The sequence below is a fragment of the Streptomyces sp. UF-297 genome (genome assembly GCF_058245575.1).
The window spans coordinates 1-15888 of the sequence record NZ_JBSIBZ010000020.1; the positions used below are offsets into that span (position 1 = coordinate 1).

The 15888-nt window shown below is 69.9% G+C and carries 20 protein-coding genes; 13 read left to right on the top strand and 7 right to left on the bottom strand.

Features of this window, described 5'->3' with window-relative positions; all coding sequences use genetic code 11:
* Nucleotides 1–49 precede the first annotated feature (49 nt).
* The 3 genes from uriT to AC4IJH_RS14245 form a co-directional block, all read right to left on the bottom strand.
* Nucleotides 50–1501 carry a uridine transporter UriT gene (gene uriT / locus AC4IJH_RS14235; protein WP_490852032.1) on the bottom strand — a complete coding sequence of 484 codons (1452 nt, stop codon included), beginning with the start codon at nucleotides 1499–1501 and terminating at the stop codon, nucleotides 50–52.
* Nucleotides 1498–2445, bottom strand: coding sequence for a uridine-preferring nucleoside hydrolase UriH (uriH, locus tag AC4IJH_RS14240; RefSeq protein ID WP_490852033.1), 948 nt, complete (start codon nucleotides 2443–2445; stop codon nucleotides 1498–1500). Before uriH ends, uriT begins: the two co-directional genes overlap by 4 nt.
* Nucleotides 2446–2851: 406 nt before the next feature.
* Entirely contained in the window at nucleotides 2852–3925 is a 1074-nt protein-coding gene (locus tag AC4IJH_RS14245; RefSeq protein WP_490852034.1) for a PP2C family protein-serine/threonine phosphatase, read from the bottom strand.
* 420 nt (nucleotides 3926–4345) lie between these two features.
* On the opposite strand from AC4IJH_RS14245, the gene AC4IJH_RS14250 reads away from it, so the two are divergent.
* Both AC4IJH_RS14250 and AC4IJH_RS14255 read left to right on the top strand, forming a co-directional pair.
* The gene (locus tag AC4IJH_RS14250; protein ID WP_490852035.1) at nucleotides 4346–4693 is read left to right on the top strand and encodes a PRC-barrel domain-containing protein; all 348 of its coding nucleotides are present in this window, start codon (nucleotides 4346–4348) and stop codon (nucleotides 4691–4693) included.
* A gap of 314 nt (nucleotides 4694–5007) precedes the next feature.
* Nucleotides 5008–5373 carry a DUF6479 family protein gene (locus AC4IJH_RS14255; RefSeq protein ID WP_490852036.1) on the top strand — a complete coding sequence of 122 codons (366 nt, stop codon included), beginning with the start codon at nucleotides 5008–5010 and terminating at the stop codon, nucleotides 5371–5373.
* A 79-nt stretch (nucleotides 5374–5452) separates the two neighbouring features.
* Here the strand turns inward: AC4IJH_RS14255 and AC4IJH_RS14260 are convergent, their stop codons facing one another.
* Entirely contained in the window at nucleotides 5453–6412 is a 960-nt protein-coding gene (locus AC4IJH_RS14260) for an LLM class F420-dependent oxidoreductase (protein ID WP_490852037.1), read from the bottom strand.
* A 340-nt stretch (nucleotides 6413–6752) separates the two neighbouring features.
* Here AC4IJH_RS14260 and AC4IJH_RS14265 point away from each other — a divergent pair, with 340 nt between their 5' ends.
* On the top strand, nucleotides 6753–7868 hold the full coding sequence (locus AC4IJH_RS14265) for a hypothetical protein (protein ID WP_490852038.1): 1116 nt from the start codon (nucleotides 6753–6755) through the stop codon (nucleotides 7866–7868).
* Between the two features lie 76 nt (nucleotides 7869–7944).
* Here AC4IJH_RS14265 and AC4IJH_RS14270 read toward each other — a convergent pair whose 3' ends face one another.
* From AC4IJH_RS14270 to AC4IJH_RS14280, 3 genes are read right to left on the bottom strand one after another with little or no spacing between them, the layout of a single operon-like run.
* Nucleotides 7945–8205, bottom strand: coding sequence for a DUF4235 domain-containing protein (locus AC4IJH_RS14270; protein WP_490852132.1), 261 nt, complete (start codon nucleotides 8203–8205; stop codon nucleotides 7945–7947).
* A gap of 11 nt (nucleotides 8206–8216) precedes the next feature.
* Nucleotides 8217–8540, bottom strand: a complete 324-nt coding sequence (locus AC4IJH_RS14275) for a DUF3618 domain-containing protein (protein ID WP_490852039.1) — start codon at nucleotides 8538–8540, stop codon at nucleotides 8217–8219.
* Nucleotides 8540–8962 carry a phage holin family protein gene (locus AC4IJH_RS14280; protein WP_490852133.1) on the bottom strand — a complete coding sequence of 141 codons (423 nt, stop codon included), beginning with the start codon at nucleotides 8960–8962 and terminating at the stop codon, nucleotides 8540–8542. The genes AC4IJH_RS14275 and AC4IJH_RS14280 overlap by 1 nt, the downstream gene beginning before the upstream one ends.
* A 208-nt stretch (nucleotides 8963–9170) precedes the next feature.
* Between AC4IJH_RS14280 and AC4IJH_RS14285 the strand changes: the two genes are divergently transcribed.
* From AC4IJH_RS14285 to AC4IJH_RS14330, 10 genes are all read left to right on the top strand, one after another.
* Entirely contained in the window at nucleotides 9171–10514 is a 1344-nt protein-coding gene (locus AC4IJH_RS14285; protein WP_490852040.1) for an ABC transporter substrate-binding protein, read from the top strand.
* 92 nt (nucleotides 10515–10606) lie between these two features.
* Complete coding sequence (locus AC4IJH_RS14290) at nucleotides 10607–11584, top strand: carbohydrate ABC transporter permease (protein ID WP_490852041.1); 978 nt, start codon at nucleotides 10607–10609, stop codon at nucleotides 11582–11584.
* A 12-nt stretch (nucleotides 11585–11596) separates the two neighbouring features.
* On the top strand, nucleotides 11597–12418 hold the full coding sequence (locus AC4IJH_RS14295; RefSeq protein WP_490852042.1) for a carbohydrate ABC transporter permease: 822 nt from the start codon (nucleotides 11597–11599) through the stop codon (nucleotides 12416–12418).
* A 442-nt stretch (nucleotides 12419–12860) separates the two neighbouring features.
* Complete coding sequence (locus tag AC4IJH_RS14300) at nucleotides 12861–13067, top strand: hypothetical protein (protein WP_401812502.1); 207 nt, start codon at nucleotides 12861–12863, stop codon at nucleotides 13065–13067.
* A complete protein-coding gene (locus AC4IJH_RS14305; RefSeq protein WP_401812292.1) occupies nucleotides 13051–13584 on the top strand; it encodes a DUF6879 family protein in 534 nt (177 codons plus the stop codon). Before AC4IJH_RS14300 ends, AC4IJH_RS14305 begins: the two co-directional genes overlap by 17 nt.
* A complete protein-coding gene (locus AC4IJH_RS14310) occupies nucleotides 13560–14396 on the top strand; it encodes a helix-turn-helix domain-containing protein (protein ID WP_490852043.1) in 837 nt (278 codons plus the stop codon). Before AC4IJH_RS14305 ends, AC4IJH_RS14310 begins: the two co-directional genes overlap by 25 nt.
* A 61-nt stretch (nucleotides 14397–14457) precedes the next feature.
* The gene (locus AC4IJH_RS14315) at nucleotides 14458–14772 is read left to right on the top strand and encodes a hypothetical protein (protein WP_490852044.1); all 315 of its coding nucleotides are present in this window, start codon (nucleotides 14458–14460) and stop codon (nucleotides 14770–14772) included.
* A 35-nt stretch (nucleotides 14773–14807) separates the two neighbouring features.
* Complete coding sequence (locus AC4IJH_RS14320; RefSeq protein WP_401812286.1) at nucleotides 14808–15038, top strand: DUF397 domain-containing protein; 231 nt, start codon at nucleotides 14808–14810, stop codon at nucleotides 15036–15038.
* A gap of 93 nt (nucleotides 15039–15131) precedes the next feature.
* The gene (locus AC4IJH_RS14325; RefSeq protein WP_401812284.1) at nucleotides 15132–15602 is read left to right on the top strand and encodes a hypothetical protein; all 471 of its coding nucleotides are present in this window, start codon (nucleotides 15132–15134) and stop codon (nucleotides 15600–15602) included.
* 17 nt (nucleotides 15603–15619) lie between these two features.
* A complete protein-coding gene (locus AC4IJH_RS14330) occupies nucleotides 15620–15841 on the top strand; it encodes a DUF7848 domain-containing protein (protein ID WP_478901973.1) in 222 nt (73 codons plus the stop codon).
* Nucleotides 15842–15888 lie beyond the last annotated feature (47 nt).

The window sequence follows — 15888 nt, forward strand, 5'->3', positions numbered from 1 at the left end:
CCCCCCCCCCCCCCCCCACCCCTGTTCAGGTGCTGCGCTGGACGCCCGCTCAGTCGTGCGCCTCGGCCTCCACCGGCTTGGGGATCAGGAAGGAGGTCACCAGGGCGGCGGCCATGATGACGACTCCGGCGATCATCGCGGCGGTGTACCCGGTCGCCGAGGACGGGTCGTCGGGCAGGGCCGCCGTCTTGACCGCGTACAGCAGCGCGAAGCTGAGGCCGGCGCCGAGGTTGAAGGCGCCCGCGTTCAGGCCGGGCAGAAAGCCCGGGTTCTCCTTCGGGGACAGCACGATGCCCAGGCCGTTGAGCACGATGTTCGCCACGCCCGCGTATGTGATGCCCACCAGGATCGAGGCGGCCAGCAGCAGGGCGCGGGAGTGCGCGGGGAGGGTGACGATCATCAGGACGACGGTCGCCGCGGCACCGATGAGGCCCAGCCGCAGGATGCGGCCGTACCCGTAGGTGGCGGCGAGGCGGCCCGCGATCGGGCCCATGGCCAGGCCCGCCAGCGCGTACGGCGTCAGGGTCCACCACGCGGACTGCTCGGCGCTCATGCCCAGCCCCGCCTGCGCGTCCTGGGCGAAGGCCGGGATCAGGCCGTTCATGACGGCGAACACGCCCGTCATGGTGAGCACGGTGGTCAGCAGGATCGACCAGGTCGAGCGCTGCTTGAGGTGGTGGGTGGCCACCAGCGGGTGGCCGGTGCGGTCCTCCGTACGCCAGAACAGGGCGAAGGCGGCCGCGGCCACCACGACCAGGACGGCGACCAGGAACCAGTTCGCGTCGCCGAGCTTGCCGGCCTCGTTCAGCGCGACCAGCAGCGAGCCGACCGAGACGACCAGCAGGCCGACGCCCGGCCAGTCCATCCGGCTCGCGCCCTCGACCCGGGACTCCGGCAGGAGCGTGGCGACCAGGGCCGTGGCGATGACGGCCACGACGGCCATGGCCCAGAAGACCGACTGGAAGCCGTAGTTGTCGGCGAGGAAGCCGCCGGCCAGCGAGTCGATCCCGGCGATACCGCCGTTGACCGCGGTGATCACGCCGAGCAGGGTGCCGTACCGTTTCGGCTCGGTCACCTCGACCCGCAGCATGATCAGGCACAGCGGGACGGTCGGCCCCGAGACGCCCTGGACGACCCGGCCGACGAACAGCATCGGCACGCTCTGCGCCAGCGCCGCCACCACACAGCCCACCGCCATCAGGGCCATCATCCCGGCCAGCACCTTGCGGCGGCCGATCACATCGCCCAGGCGGGGCAGGAAGAGCGAGAAGAGGGCCGCGGAGGTGAAGAACGCGGTCTGGGTCAGCCCGATCTCCGCGGAGGTCGCCCCCAGGGAGTCCTCGATGCTCTTCAGCGCGGGGCTGAGCATGGAGGCGTTGAGCTGGAAGGCGACACAGGCCGTGAGCAGCGCGGCGACCAGGACACCCACGCGCACCGGGCGGGAGCCGCTCAGCTTGGCGGAGGTGTCACCGGCGGAGTGGGGGGTGTGCGAGACGTTCATGCGGCGGGGTCACCGATTCTCTCCAGGGCGTCCACCACCAGGTTCCAGAACCGCTCGTGGTCCAGCTCGACGGCGACCTGGGTGTGGCAGTCGGCGGGGGCGGGCTGCCGGAAGTCCGTCACGGTCATGCCGAGGGTCAGCCCGCCGGTCAGCTCGATGTCCACGGGGGCCTTGCGCACCGTCATCACGCTCGGGTCGATGACATAGGCGACCGCGCACGGGTCGTGCACCGGCGGGTGCTCGAAGCCCTGCATCTCGCGGTAGGTGGCGCCGAAGAAGTCCAGCAGCTCCAGGACGAAGGTGGCCGGCTTCGTGCCCACCGCGGCGATCTTCTTGGTGACCTCGGGGGTCGCCAGGGCCTGGTGCGTGAGGTCCAGGCCGACCATCGTGACCGGCCAGCTCTCGTTGAAGACGATGTGCGCGGCCTCGGGGTCGATGACGATGTTGAACTCGGCCACCGGGCTCCAGTTGCCCTGGTGGTAGCCGCCGCCCATCAGCACGACCTCGCGGACGCGGGAGGCGATCCGGGGCTCCTTGCGCACCGCCAGGGCGATGTTCGTCAGGCCCGCCGTCGGCACGATGGTGATCTCGCCGGGCTCGTGCGACATCACGGTGTCGATGATGAGGTCGACGGCGTGCCGCCGGTCCAGCTCCAGGGTCGGCTCGGGCAGCTGGGGGCCGTCCAGCCCCGTCTCGCCGTGGATGTCCCCCGCCGTCTCGATGGCCCGTACGAGCGGCCGCGGGCAGCCGGCGGCGAAGGGCACCCCGGTGATCCCGGCGATGCGCGCCACGGACAGGGCGTTGCGGGTGACCTTTTCCAGCGTCTGGTTCCCGACCACGGTCGTCACGGCGACCAGGTCGATGTCGGGATTGCCGTGCGCCAGCAGCATGGCGATGGCGTCGTCGTGCCCCGGGTCGCAGTCGAGAATGATCTTTCTGGCCAACGGAAGAGCCCCTTTGCTCAGCTGAACGGTGGTGAAATCGATTTCTTGGAACGCGGCAGAAGGGCTGCTTCTGGGGGACGTACCAGTACGTTTCCGGCGGTGGCTACCTCGGGGGAGGCGCCCCGGCCCCGGCGGGGCCGCGCGCGCCGACCAGGGCGCGCAGGGCGAGCACGGCAGGCGCCATCGCACACCTCCCCTTCGACACGGATCGGGAAATCGTTCCTCGGGGACCGTCGTCCCCGCCGGGCCCCAGGTCACTGCACAAAGGCCCGATTCCGTCATATTGCCAGAGCGGTCGGTTTCGGGAGCGATCCGGGTACGGCAGATGCGGCACGGGGCGGGCGCCGCACCGGTGGCGGCGGGGGGCCGCGGCGGATACCTGGGGCCGCGCTGTCAGGCCGTGCTGTCAGGCCGTGCTGGAGGCGGCGGGGCGGGGGCGGTGGTGGCGGCGGGGTGTGTCCAGGCCGGGGGCTATCAGGACGAGGGCGACGTCGTCGTCGTGGGCGTCGCGGGTGTGGCGGGCCATGGTGGCCATCACGGTGTCCACGGCGTCGTCCAGGTCGGGCAGGGAGCACGCCGGGACGAGGCTGGCCAGGTCGAGCATGGTGCCGGAGCGGTCGCGGGCCTCGGCGATGCCGTCGGTGTAGAACAGCAGCCGGTCGCCGGGGGTCAGCGGCACTCTGTGCACCACGGGCCGCGGGTGCAGCCCGATCGGGGTGGTCGGCTCCGCCGGGGCCAGCAGCCGGGGCGGCCCTGCGGCGGGGAGGTAGAGCGGCGGGTGGTGACCGCAGTTGATCAACGTCAGCCAGCCGGGCGCGATTTCGGCGACGACGGCGGTGATGAAGTCCTCCTCCCCCAGGTCACCGGCCAGCCGCCGGTCGGTCTCGCGGAGCACCTCCGCCAGACAGCTGCGGGTGTAGGCGCAGTCGCGGAAGTGCCCGATGGCGGCCGCGGAGAGGCGTACGGCGTTCAGGCCCTTGCCGCGCACGTCCCCGATCAGCAGCCGCAGGCCGGCCGGGGTGTCCGCGAAGGCGTACAGATCGCCGCCTATGACGGCCTGGTCGGCGGCGGAGCGGTAGCGGGCGGACACGGCCGTGCCGCCCAGCCGGAAGGAGGTCGGGCGCAGTATGGCGCGCTGGGCGGTGGCCGCGACATCGGCGAGCTGGTCGCCGTGCGAGGCGTTGCGGCGCGCCGCCCAGGCCGCGTAGAGGCCGCCCGCGCCCAGGAGGCCCAGCCGCAGCGCCGCATCGGGCTGCGTCAGGACGCCCTCGTACGCTGCCGCCGCCACCGCCATGAGCAGCACGGCGCAGGAGACGGCGGCCGTCCCGGCGCCGTTCAGCCGCGTGGCGGCCAGCAGCAGGCTGAACAACTGCAGTCCGGTCAGCTGGATCTGCGGCCCCAGGGCCAGGTCAAGGGCCGCGATGGCGACGCCGGTGGCGAGGGCGAGCAGCAGCCACCGGTCCGGGTGCGGAATGCGCATACCCTCCCTCTCCTTCGGTAACTCTCCGTATATGACATCTGGTTGATCATCGGGCGCGTCAACGGCGCGGACACTGGCGGCAATTCACTGCCCGTGACCACCCGTAGAGGGTCTACCCATCACTTGGCCAGCAGGAACCTTCCGGAGGGCGGGACAATCCGACGGGATTCCCCGCCGCCGCACCGCCGCGCACCACCGGCCACGCGATCAGGCCGCCAACTACTCTGTGTAGTCAGCCTCGCGAGGGTCGGCGCCTCCGCGCCGACGAGCCCCGCCCCTCCGTTTAAGAGCCCCACTCCCGGGCACTCGGCGCTTGCCGGTCGAAAGCGTGCAAATGACCTGGCGCTCCACTGCAATTTCCTGCGCTTTCAGGTCCTTTCCATCGCAAGAGCCCACGTCTCACAAGTTGAAGGAGTTCCCGTGAGCGACATCTGGGGCTATGCCCCCGCCGCCGGTCACACCACTGGCGTCGACCTGACAGGCTTCAAGGTGGAGGCCACCGACGGCAGCATCGGCAAGGTCGACAAGCACTCCGAGGACGTCGGCGCCGCCTACATCGTCGTCGACACCGGAGTGTGGATCTTCGGCAAGTCGGTCCTGCTGCCCGCCGGCACGATCTCCCGCATCGACACCAATGAACGCAAGGTCTACGTCAACCGGACCAAGGACGAGATCAAGGAAGCCCCCGAGTTCGACAAGGAAAAGCACCTCGGCAACCCGGACTATCACCAGAGCATCGGCGCGTACTACCAGCGCCGGCACGGCTGATCGCCCAAAGCGCCCGGCGTCGCCGAGGCCGTACGACCGCGAGGCCCACCCCGCAAGAGGTGGGCCTCGCGGCTGCCCGGGTGTCACTCGCTCGTCAGCCGTGCCGGACATCGGCCGCCGGCGGACCGTGTGGCCGACCATCTTCCGCAGGATGTCGCGTGCGTACGGGGTCCGTCGTGCGTACGGGTTCCTGCGCGCGTACGGTCGGGCGCCGGGCTGAGTACCCCGCCGCACCGCCGCGACACCGCGATTCCCGGCCGGGGGCGTGCACCCTCCCCCGGGTGTACGGGCGGCCTGCCGGGTACCCGTAGCGGATGACCCCCACATCACCGGAACTCGCCGCACCCCAACTGGCCCTCACCCGCGACCTCTTGATAGGAATCGGGCCCGCTCTCGCCGGGATCCTCATCGTCGCGGCCCTCGTCCTGGCCGCGGTGTACGGCAGGCGGCGCCGGGCCCGCGAACCCGCGCCGCCGCGGCCCGAGGAGCAGCCGCGGCCGCCGGAGCACCCCATCGGTTACGAAGCGGGGACGCGCAGTCCGGACGAGGTGCCGCAGGACGGGCACCGGCGCACCCCGCACGAACTGAAGGAGCACGGCAACACCGGAACCCGCCCGGGCGACCCGAAGGACCGCGGGAAGTGGGAGGAGGGCCACAGCGGCTCGTTCGGCAACGGCTGACGGCCGGGCGGCGGTCCGGCCGCGGCCCGGCGGCTGGCGGTCCGGCGGCGCAGAGGCCCCCGCCGAGTCGGCGCTCCGCTCACCGCTCCGCCGTGCGCGGCAGGACCTGCGTCCGGTAGAAGTCGAAGAACCCCTGCTGGTCGGGCCCGATCTGGCCGATGTAGACCTCGTCGAAGCCCGCCCGCTCGAAGGCGCCGAGCGCGCTCAGATGCTCCTCCACGTCGTCCCCGCACGGCATCGCCCCGGCGGCCATGGACTCGGTGACCAGCGCGCCCGCCTGCTCGAAGTGCGCCGGGGTGGGCAGGAGTTGGGCCAGTTCGCCGGGCAGCAGCAGGTTGGACCACAGCCGGTGCACGGTCTTGACCGCCTGCGCCCGGTCGGTGTCCCAGCACACCTTGAGCCCGCCGAGCACCGGCTTGTTGCCCCCGCCGCCGCGGCGGAACTGCTCCACCAGCTCCTCCTCGGGCCCCATGGTGACGAAGCCGTCCCCGATCCGCCCCGCCAGCGCCGCCGCCTCGGGCCCGAACCCCGAGACATGGATGGGCACCGGCTGCTCCGGCAGCGTGTACAGGCGCGCGTTCTCCACCGTGTAGTGGCGCCCGTCGTGCGAGACCTCCTCGCCGCTGAACAGCCGCCGGATCACGGACACGGCCTCCTCCAGCATCTCCATCCGCACCGGCGCGGCCGGCCACGGCGTCCCCAGGATGTGCTCATTGAGCGCCTCGCCCGTACCGACCCCGAGCCGGAACCCGCCACCGGTCAGCGCGCCCGACGTCGCCGCGGCCTGCGCGATGACGGCGGGGTGGGTCCGGATGGTGGGGCAGGTGACGAAGGTGGTGACCGGCAGCGAGCAGACCTGGGAGAGCGCGCCGATGACGGACCAGACGAAGGGGCTGTGGCCCTGCTCCCCGTTCCAGGGGTGGTAGTGGTCGGAGATCGCCAGCGCCGTGAACCCGGCCTGCTCGGCCATCCGCGCCTGCTCCAGGAGTTCCTGCGGCCCGAACTCCTCCGTGGACAGGAAGTAGCCGTACTCGGTCATCGCACACCTCCGGTGCGTCGCATCGTGCGGGCGGTTCCGGGTGACCGCGGGCGGGCACCGCAAACCGCCGCCGCGCCCGGCCTCCGGCTCTCCCCGCCCCCCCGCCGCCGGCACCCGGAGCCATCCGGGAAAATAGGCTCATGACGCTCATGTCCTCCCGTCCCGCGGGGCGCCCCACGCCTCTGCGCGGCCCGGGGCGCAGATACCGCTCGGGCGGCACGTACGACTCGGGCGGTACGTACGGCCCGAGCAGTGCGTACGGCTCAAGCAGTACGTACGACCCAAGCGGCATGTACGGCTCACACAGCACGTACGACCCGAGCGGCCCCGTCACCGCCCGATGAACGCGCCCCCGCTCCCGCGCAGCCCCCGGCGGCAGGCCCTCCCGCTGGCAGCGACCGCCCTCCTCCTCGCCCTCGCCGCGGCCTACCTGCTCGTGTTCACCGGGCCCGCCGCGCTCGCCGAGGAACGGGCCTTCAAGGCGGCCGCCGCCTGCCCCGCGAACGCCCCGTCCGCCGAGTGCGCGCGGACGGTACCGGCCCGCGTGGACCGCGCCGAGACCGAGCGCCGGTACAAGACCGCGTACTACTGGCTGTCGCTCACCGAGCCCGGCGGGCCCTCCCACCGCCTGAAGATGAACGACGGCTCCGGGGTCTTCGGCGCCGTCACGGCCGGGGACCGGGTGACGGTGACGCACTGGCGCGGCGAGATCCGCTCCGTCGGCTTCCGCGGCCTGCGGCAGTACACCGACTCCGTGCCGATGGGCTCCTACCGCCTCCCGTACGCCGTCGCGCTCGCCCTGCTCGCCGCGGGCGCCTCGGTCCTGTGGGCCGCCTACTGGGTGGCCCGGAGGTCCGCCGACTCACCCGCCCGGTACCCCTGGCAGATCACCGTCCCCACCTTCGCTGCGGTCTGGCTGGCGTGCATCGGCTTCGCCGCGCCCTGGGTCACCGACGGGGTACCGGGGGCCCTGCTGCTCACCGCGGCCGGCAGCCTCCCCATCCTGGCCGGGGCCGTCTGGCGCATCCGCGGACACCGGCGGCGGACCACCGACACCTACGACGTCACCGCGCGCGTCCCGGACACGGAGGAGTGCTTCCCCGGCGCGATCCTGGGCGACGTCCCGTACAGCGTGGCCGGTTTCGACAACCTGGTGGCGGGCCCCGGCCTGCTCGCGGCCACCCCGGACCCCACCGGCCGCATCGCCCGCCGCACCGCGCCCACCACCCTGCGCCCCCTGCGCGTCCGCCCGCCCTACCGCTCGGACCCGGGCCCGGCAGCCCCCAACGGCTGCCACGTGGTGGAGTGCCTCGACGGCGAGACCCCGGTCTTCATCGTCACCGCACCGGAGAACACCCCATGGGTCCTGGGCGCTCTCAGGGGTGCGGGGCCCTCTCGATCTGCGGCTCCGCCGCGTGGGCACGACCGGCCCACCGAGCGCCCCGCGGACTCATAACGGCGCTACGAGCGCGAAGCGCCCACCGCCTGCGCGGCGGCGAGTCGCTCCCGAAACGCTCCGGGGCAGCCCCCGGTCAGCCCGGCCACGTCCCCGTGAGCCGCCGCACACCCGTCGCTCCGGCCCGGTCGACCGCCGCCCGCACCACGGCGAACACCGCGCCCTGGAGCGCGGCGGCGGGCAGCACCTCGCGCCAGGTGCGGTCCTCGTCGGTGGCCTCGGGCGCCTCGTCCTCCCCCGCGACCGCCTTCCACAGCCGCTTGAAGAGCGCACCGGCCGCCATGCCGCCGAGCACGCCGAAGCCCATTCCGAGGGGCTTGTAGAGCACCTTCCCCACCAGTCGCACGGTCAACTCCCTTTCCCCTGGTGCCACTTCCAGTAGAGGAAGCCGGCCAGGAGCGCGGCGGCGCCCGTGGCGGCCAGCGGCAGCGGGTGCCCGCCTCCGGCGCGTACCGCACCGGCGGCCGACCGGCGCACACCGTCCGCCGCCCGCCGTACCCGTTCTCCGGCCAGCGCGGACCTGGCGCGGGCCCTGGCCTTCACATCGGCGCGGGCCGCCAGCTGCTCGACCGTCTCACCCAGCTGTTCCCTGGTCCTGCGCACCTGCTCGCGCAGCTGCTCGGGGTCACCGGTGGCGACCGGGCCCCCGCCCGCTTCAGGAGTGCCCGTCATCAGTGCCTCGCCGCCCTCTCCTTGATCTCCTCGACGTCCGCCTTGACGCTGTCGATCGTCTGCTGCGGCGCGGGCGGCATCGAGCGCCCGACGCGCTTCTTGCCCAGCATCGCCAGTACGCCCGCGACGGCCGCCAGCACACCGCCCACGATCAGCCCGGCGGCCCATACCGACAGCGCCAGCGCGATACCCGCGATCGCGGCGGCGGCCATCGCCTGGAACGCCACGAAGGCCACCACTCCGGCACCGGCGAACAGCCCGCCGCCCACCCCCGCGTTCTTCCCTTTGACCGCCAACTCCGCCTTGGCGAGCTGGATTTCTCCGCGTACCAGCTCGGACAGCTGCTCGGACGCCTGCCGCACCAGGTCACCCACCTTGGGCTCGTCCCGGACCGCCGGCCCGTGCTCCATGGAGCGCGTCACGCTCGTCACCACCTCTCACCTGTTCAGGAGAGGCCCGGGTACCCGCGAGACCAACCGGCCAACACCCCATTCCCCCCGAGGCCGCGGCCCACCAGTCCCCAACTGGCGTACTGTCACCTGGCATTGACTTCCACCGGACGTACGACAAAGCTCCCCCGCGCGCATGTTCGTGCCGACGCCCGCCCGGACACACCCGAGGGAGCCGTCCATGCCAGGCCGTCCCCACCCGGCACCACAGCTCCCCGCCCGCACGCGGCGCGATGCGCCACTTCTCCCTCACCTCCCGCGCAGATCCCTGCTCCTGGCGGCAGGCGCCGGTGCCGCCGCCGCGGCCTGCGGCACCCCCTCCGGCAGACCCGCAGGAGAAGTGGCCGTCCACGGCGACAGCGGCGTCTGGCTGAAGCCGATGGCCGCCGCGGGCCGCCGGATGAAGGCGGTCGCGGGGGTGCGGATGACGCCCGAGGCCATCCCGTCACTGGAATCCTTCGAGCAGGTCGTCAAGTCCTCGCTGCGGACGAGCAAGACGCCCGACATGCTCAAGTACTGGTCCGGCTACCGCCTGCAGGACCTGGCCCGTACGGGCGGCATCGTCGACCTCACCGGCTACTGGGACGGCGCGGTCGCCAAGGGCTGGGCCGACCCCTCCCTGCGCGGCGCCTTCACCTACCGGGGCCGCGTCTACGCCCTGCCGATGAACCTCGCCTACTGGGTGTTCTTCCACAACACCGAGGTCTTCGCGGAGCTGGGGCTGCGCGCCCCGGCGACCTGGGAGGACTTCCTCACCGTCTGCACCCGCCTCAAACGCGCGGGCATCACGCCCCTGCACGGCACCGCGGACGGCAGATGGCCGTCGTTCATCTGGTTCATGGAGGTCCTCAGCCGCCAGGACCCGCAGTTCTACGAGGACTTGATGAACGGCCGGGGGCGCTACACCGACCCGCGGGCCGAGCGCGCACTGCGTACCATCGCGTCCTTCTTCGACAAGGGCTGGTTCACGCCGATGGACATGAACCACGTCGACGCGGCGGCCGAAGTCGTGCACGGCAGGCTCGGCATGGTGCCCGGCGGCACCTTCTTCAGCCCGGTCTTCCTCGCCGCGGGCGGCACGCCGGGTGAGACCGTCGACGCCTTCGTCCTGCCGATGGCCGACCCCGGCGCCCGCCGCTGCGTGATCTTCGAGTCGGCCGCCCTGGTGTGCACGGTCAAGGGCCCCGACCGCACCGAAGCCCTGCGCGCCGCGGCGTACTGGCTGCACCCCTCGGTCGTCGGGACCTTCGCCCACGCCCTCCAGGACGGCTGCCCCAACCCCCGGGTCAAGCCCGCCAACCCCATGATCGAGGGCATCGCGCGCACGGTACGCACCGGCCGCCTGCGCATCCTCAACCGCTTCTGGGAACAGGGCCCACCGGAGCTGGTGGAGGCCACCGTCGACGACCTGGCGGGCTTCTTGATCAACCCGTCCTCGTACCGAGAGGTGCTACGGACCATGGAGGAACGCGCACAGGAGGCATGGAAGGTCTGGCGAGAGGCCGAGGCATCAGGAGGGGGCTGAACGATGACGAGGACCACGCACCCTCTCGGACCGGCCGGGGGCTGATCGATGACGCGACTCCCGCACCGCCTCCACCCACCGGAGGATGGACGATGACGAGGACCGCACACCGCCCCCGCCCGGCCGCGGCCACAAGGCGCCGGGGCGGCCCGGCCCGCAGGCGCCGCATCCCGGTCCGTACGCCCCACCAGGCGGCGCTCGCCCGCCACCGACCCGGCGGCGCGCTGACCGGCCTCACCTGGGCCCTCCCCGCCCTCATCCTCGTCGGCGTCCTCCTCGTCTACCCCTTCTTCCGCAGCCTCTACGGCAGCCTCTTCGAGGACAACGGCTTCACCAGCCGCTTCACCGGCCTCGACAACTACACCCGGCTCGCCGACGACCCCATCTTCGGCCGCTCGCTGCTCAACACCCTGCTGTGGGTGGGCGGAACACTGCTGCTGCCCGTACTGGCCGGTCTCCTGATCGCGCTGGCCACCCACCGGATGCGGCTGGGCCGGGCCGCCCAGCTGGCGATCGTGCTGCCCTTCGCGATCTCCGCCGCGGCCACCGCCGCCCTGTGGAACCTGCTTCTCTCCAGCGACGGCGCGGTCAACCAGATCCTGCGGGCCATCGGCCTGGACACGCTGACCAGACCCTGGCTGCTGGAGTGGCCGTACAACACCCTCTCCATGATCGTCGCCAGTACGTGGCAGGCCACCGGCCTGAACGTGGTGCTCTTCGCCATCGGCCTGCGCGCCATCCCGCGCGAGACCGTCGAAGCCGCCCGCCTGGACGGCGCCACCGGCTGGCGGATGTTCCGCCACATCACGCTGCCGCAGCTGCGCGCGGTCACGGTCGTGGTCGTCGGCATGGCCATCGTCAACGGCCTCAAGGCGTTCGACATGATCTGGGTCCTCACCAAAGGCGGCCCGTCCCGCTCCTCGGAAACCCTGGCCCTGACCATGTACCGCGAGGCGTTCCGCCTCTTCCACGTCGGCTACGGATCGGCGATCGCCCTGGTCCTCTCGGCCATCGTCGTCGCCGCCTCATGGCTGTACCTGCGCCGCCAGATGCCCAGCGCCGAAAAATAGGGAGGGACCGTCATGAACGGCATACGACGCGCGGCCGCCCCGACCTTCGTCATCGCCTGCGTGGCCCTGTGGCTGCTCCCCCTCTACCTCATGGCCGTCAACATGCTGACCCCGCCCACGAGTTACACAGGAAGCCCCGACTGGTCACCCCGCGGCTTCGCCCTCCTGGACAACCTCCGCGCCGCCTGGGACCAGGCCGGCATCGGCTCCGGCTTCCTCAACTCCCTCCTGTACGCGGCGGTCTGCGGCACAGCGGCAGTCCTGATCTCCTCCCTCGCCGCCTTCGCCGTCGTCGTCCTCCCCATCCCCCGCCCCGCCCTCTGCTTCTGGCTGATCTTCTCCGGGACCCTCTTCCCCCTCCAGATGTTCCTCGCCCCCCTCTTCGGCCTGTACGCCGACACCGACCTGTACGACACCCACCTCGGCCTGATGCTCGTCTACACGGCCTGGACCATCCCCTTCGCCTTCTTCCTCATCCGCAACCAACTGACCACCATGCCCCCCGAACTCACCGAATCCGCCCTACTGGACGGCGCCGCATACCGCCACATCTTCTGGCACATCCACATCCCCCTGATGACCCCCTCCCTCGGCGCGGCCTTCGTCTTCCAGTTCACCGCCATCTGGAACGACCTCCTCCTCGGCATCACCCTCACCCGCACCCGAGAAGTCCAGCCCGTCATGGCCACCCTCACCACCCTCTACGACGCCTACGGCGCCTCCGCCCCACCCCTGATCCTCTCCGCCGCCCTCCTCGCCTCCCTCCCCGCCCTCCTCCCACTCCTCCTCTTCCGCCGCCTGTTCCTCCGCGGCATAACCATCACCCCCCAGTGACCCCCTCCCGACCACCAGGGCGTCACCTCCCCGCCCCGCGCAAACCCGCACAAAACGACAAAACCCCGCGATCTCCAAGAGATCGCGGGGTCATGATCTGTGTCCGAGGGGGGACTTGAACTCTCCACTCGGACACCAGCACTTTAGTTAGCTGACCTGGGACAACGCCCTCGACACGCCGCAGGCTTGACCAGCGCCGTTGGTCATGCGTTCCCCCTGTTTCGGGCCGTTTCGGACCGCTGTTGGTCATGCGTTGGTCACGTGACCAACCTTCCCTCACTCCAAGCGCGGCGCCGGTCCCGTGCCTCCTCTTCCCCGCCTCAGCCAAGGACTTTATGCAATGACGCGCATAGTCGCGATCCTGCATAGACGGCGCACCCACCCCGCTCGTACCGTCGTGACGTCCGGCCCGCAGGGGGCCCGCAGCAGGGGGTTCGTAGCCATGGCGCGTGAGGAACTGACCCGACTTACCGGCAACGGGAACGGCAACTGCAACAACGACGACTGTCCGAACGTATACAGGGCCTCTGACGGCTCCATCGTGGTGCAGGGGGACGCTGACGCCACCTTCCAGCCTCCGGCCGGGGAAGCTCTCGTTCGTATCCCTGAGAACGTGCTGAGGGAGGCCGTACGTGCTCTTGGATGGTGAGGACTGGACTGCCAAGGTTCAGGGGTTCAAACAGGAAGCGTGGCGACTGGAGACGCTGCCCTGGTACAGGGTGCCGAGCGAAGATGGGGATATCCGGGACTTCCTTTCCGGGCAACGGCTGGACCCTGAGAACTACTCTTCCGGCTACACAGAGGGCTTGAGGCGGATCAGGAGAGAGGGAAGGTCCAAGGGGCGCGTCCACATCATCACGCGACCTCTGACGGACTATCTTCGGTTTGAGTTCATGTACTACGACGTACACGAAGTCGCCGGGGATGACATCCGCATTCTCGACGTGACAGACCGCTCCAATCCTCTCGAAGGGGTTCAGGACTTCTGGCTCTTCGACCGGTCCGAAGTGGTTCTCATGAACTACGCGGAGGACGGTACGCAGATCAGTCGGGAACTGTACGAGGGTGATCCCGCGCCGTACGTCGAGTACCAGAGAATCGCGCTCGCGGAATCAGTGCCGTTCAGGGAGTACGTGAACCGGTGGCCATCGAGCCTGACCAGCTAGACCAGTCGGGCCGTGAACTAGCGGCCATGCTGAAGCAGCTACGCAAACAAGCCGGGCTCTCAGGAGTCCGGCTTGCCGCGCGTTGCAATATGAGTCAATCGAAGATCAGCCGGATTGAAGGCAACAAAACTCGCCCTTCACTGCTGGACGTTGAACAACTCCTACGGGGCCTTGAGGCTTCTCCCACCCTAGCCGCTGAGGTAATGGCCCTGGCTAGGATCGCGCAGACTGAATGGCAGGATGGCAGGACTCTTCGCAGGAAGGGTCTCGACAAGAAGCAGGTACAGCTAGCCGGGCTCGAAGCTTCATCGACTACGTTTCGATACTTCCTTCTGTCAATGATCACGGGACTCTTGGCTACGCCTGAGTACGTCCGCGCCAGCCTGACCCAGGCCCCTCCAGAGCAGCAGGCCAAAGCGGTCGCCATGAAGCTGGACAGGCAACGAGTGCTGTTCGATCGATCCAAGCACTTCACTTTCATTCTGACCGAGCAGGCCGTCAGGTACCCGCTCATCCCGCCTGATGAGCTAGCGATACAGATTGACCGTCTCGCTTCTTTGGCTCACCAGCCGAACATTCGGCTCGGCGTAATACCCATGGGTGTTCGCTTCACATCCGGGGCCCTGAACACTTTCACGGTCTACGACGAGACACTTGCGACCGCTGAACTGGACCTCGGAGCCATCGTATTCCGCGACAGTCGCGACGTGCACGACCTGATTGACCGCTTCAGCAGGTACGAGGAACACGCACTCTTCGGAGAGCAAGCTAGGGAGCAACTAGCGGCGTGGGCAGCACACTGCCGTCGATGATCTTTATTCGACAACGCGCATAACGCTAGAGGTTCCATGCCTCCGGGCCGAGGATGTAGCCATGCCGACCGAACCGAAGAAGGACAGTCAGAAAGCGCCGCAGGGTTGGCGGATGGACCCAATCCCCAGCCGTCCGGCTTACCGGGATGATGGTGGGAACATTCGTGTGCCCATGTGGTTGACGAAGAACGGTCGGCATATGGCAGACACGGAAATGGTTCTGCTTCCGCCTGAGGCCGCCTTGCTGGCGGACAACTTGACCAACGCCATGCGGGACAGCTCCCGATCGATGCTGCATGAGTTGTTTCGGGAGTCGGCAACGGCTCTGAGTCCCGGCGTTGTGTACGTGTCAAAGTCGGAGCAATACCAGGTCTGAGCCTGCCCCGTCACTCCCACAGGAAAGGCACATCCATGCCCGGAACCGACCTGTACAGCCTGCCTCTCGACGGAGCTACGTTCTTCAAGGCGTGCGGAGGCAACACGCATCCGGACGGCGAGTCGTGCGCGACACTCGCGAAGATCGGCCCCAGCGCGTGGGCGCTGGGCGACAGCAAGCGCCCCGGTGCGGAGCCGTTGCGCTTCACCACCGAGGAACTGGACGCGGCCGGGATCGACCCGGCCCGCTTCGGCCTGTCCGCCTGACGGCGCTCCCTGACGCCCCCCGGCCCTGGCTCACCCCCGAGAGACAGGGCCGGTCGGGCACCCCTCTTCTTCCTGCTCTGAACGGGACGACAGTTGCACCACCACGGCTATCTGTGGACCGGCTCCAAGCAACGGTTCGATGACGAGGCACTGAGACGGCCCCCGCATCCTGATCCACCTCCGGCCGATAAGCCGGAGCTTGTCCAGCGGTACAAGGAAGTGAAGACGGAGTTCCCGACCGTGGACCTGCCACCGCTGGAAACGGCCTACTGGCTGATCAAGCCCGCGAAGCTGGTACGCGGTACCTGGGAGGAGCCGAAGGAAGCGGCGGAATGGCTCGGGCGACAACTGACCGAGCACGCGCCCCGGTTCTCTTCCGAGTCAGAGCGAGACAGTACGCGGTTGGCACTACTGGTCTACTCCGCTGCCGATCGGCTGGGCTGGGGCGGCGACGTGTCCCACGGCTTCTATCTGGAGAGACCCACATTTCTGTCTGTAGCTCTGGTGACGTGCTCCCCGAACCGTGCCGCACCGGACCTTGTCTGCCCGACTGCCCACATCTGAGGAGGGGGGACACCAAGATGCCCCGTTCGATCCTGCGGTACACGAAGCATCGAATCACTCAGCAGCCGGACACGGAGGCGACGTTCGAGGCGAAGTGCCTGACGTGCGGCTGGGAGGCCAAGCCTGCGTCGGACGGTGCATCCGTCGATGTGGAGTGCATGAGTCACACTGGCCGGACCCAGCACAATCGGTTCCGACGCCTGTGCACATCGGTCGCTCTGGTGGAACGGGCCGAGTAGGCCCGAAACAACGAAAGAGCCCCGGCCAGAAAATGGGCCGGGGCTCG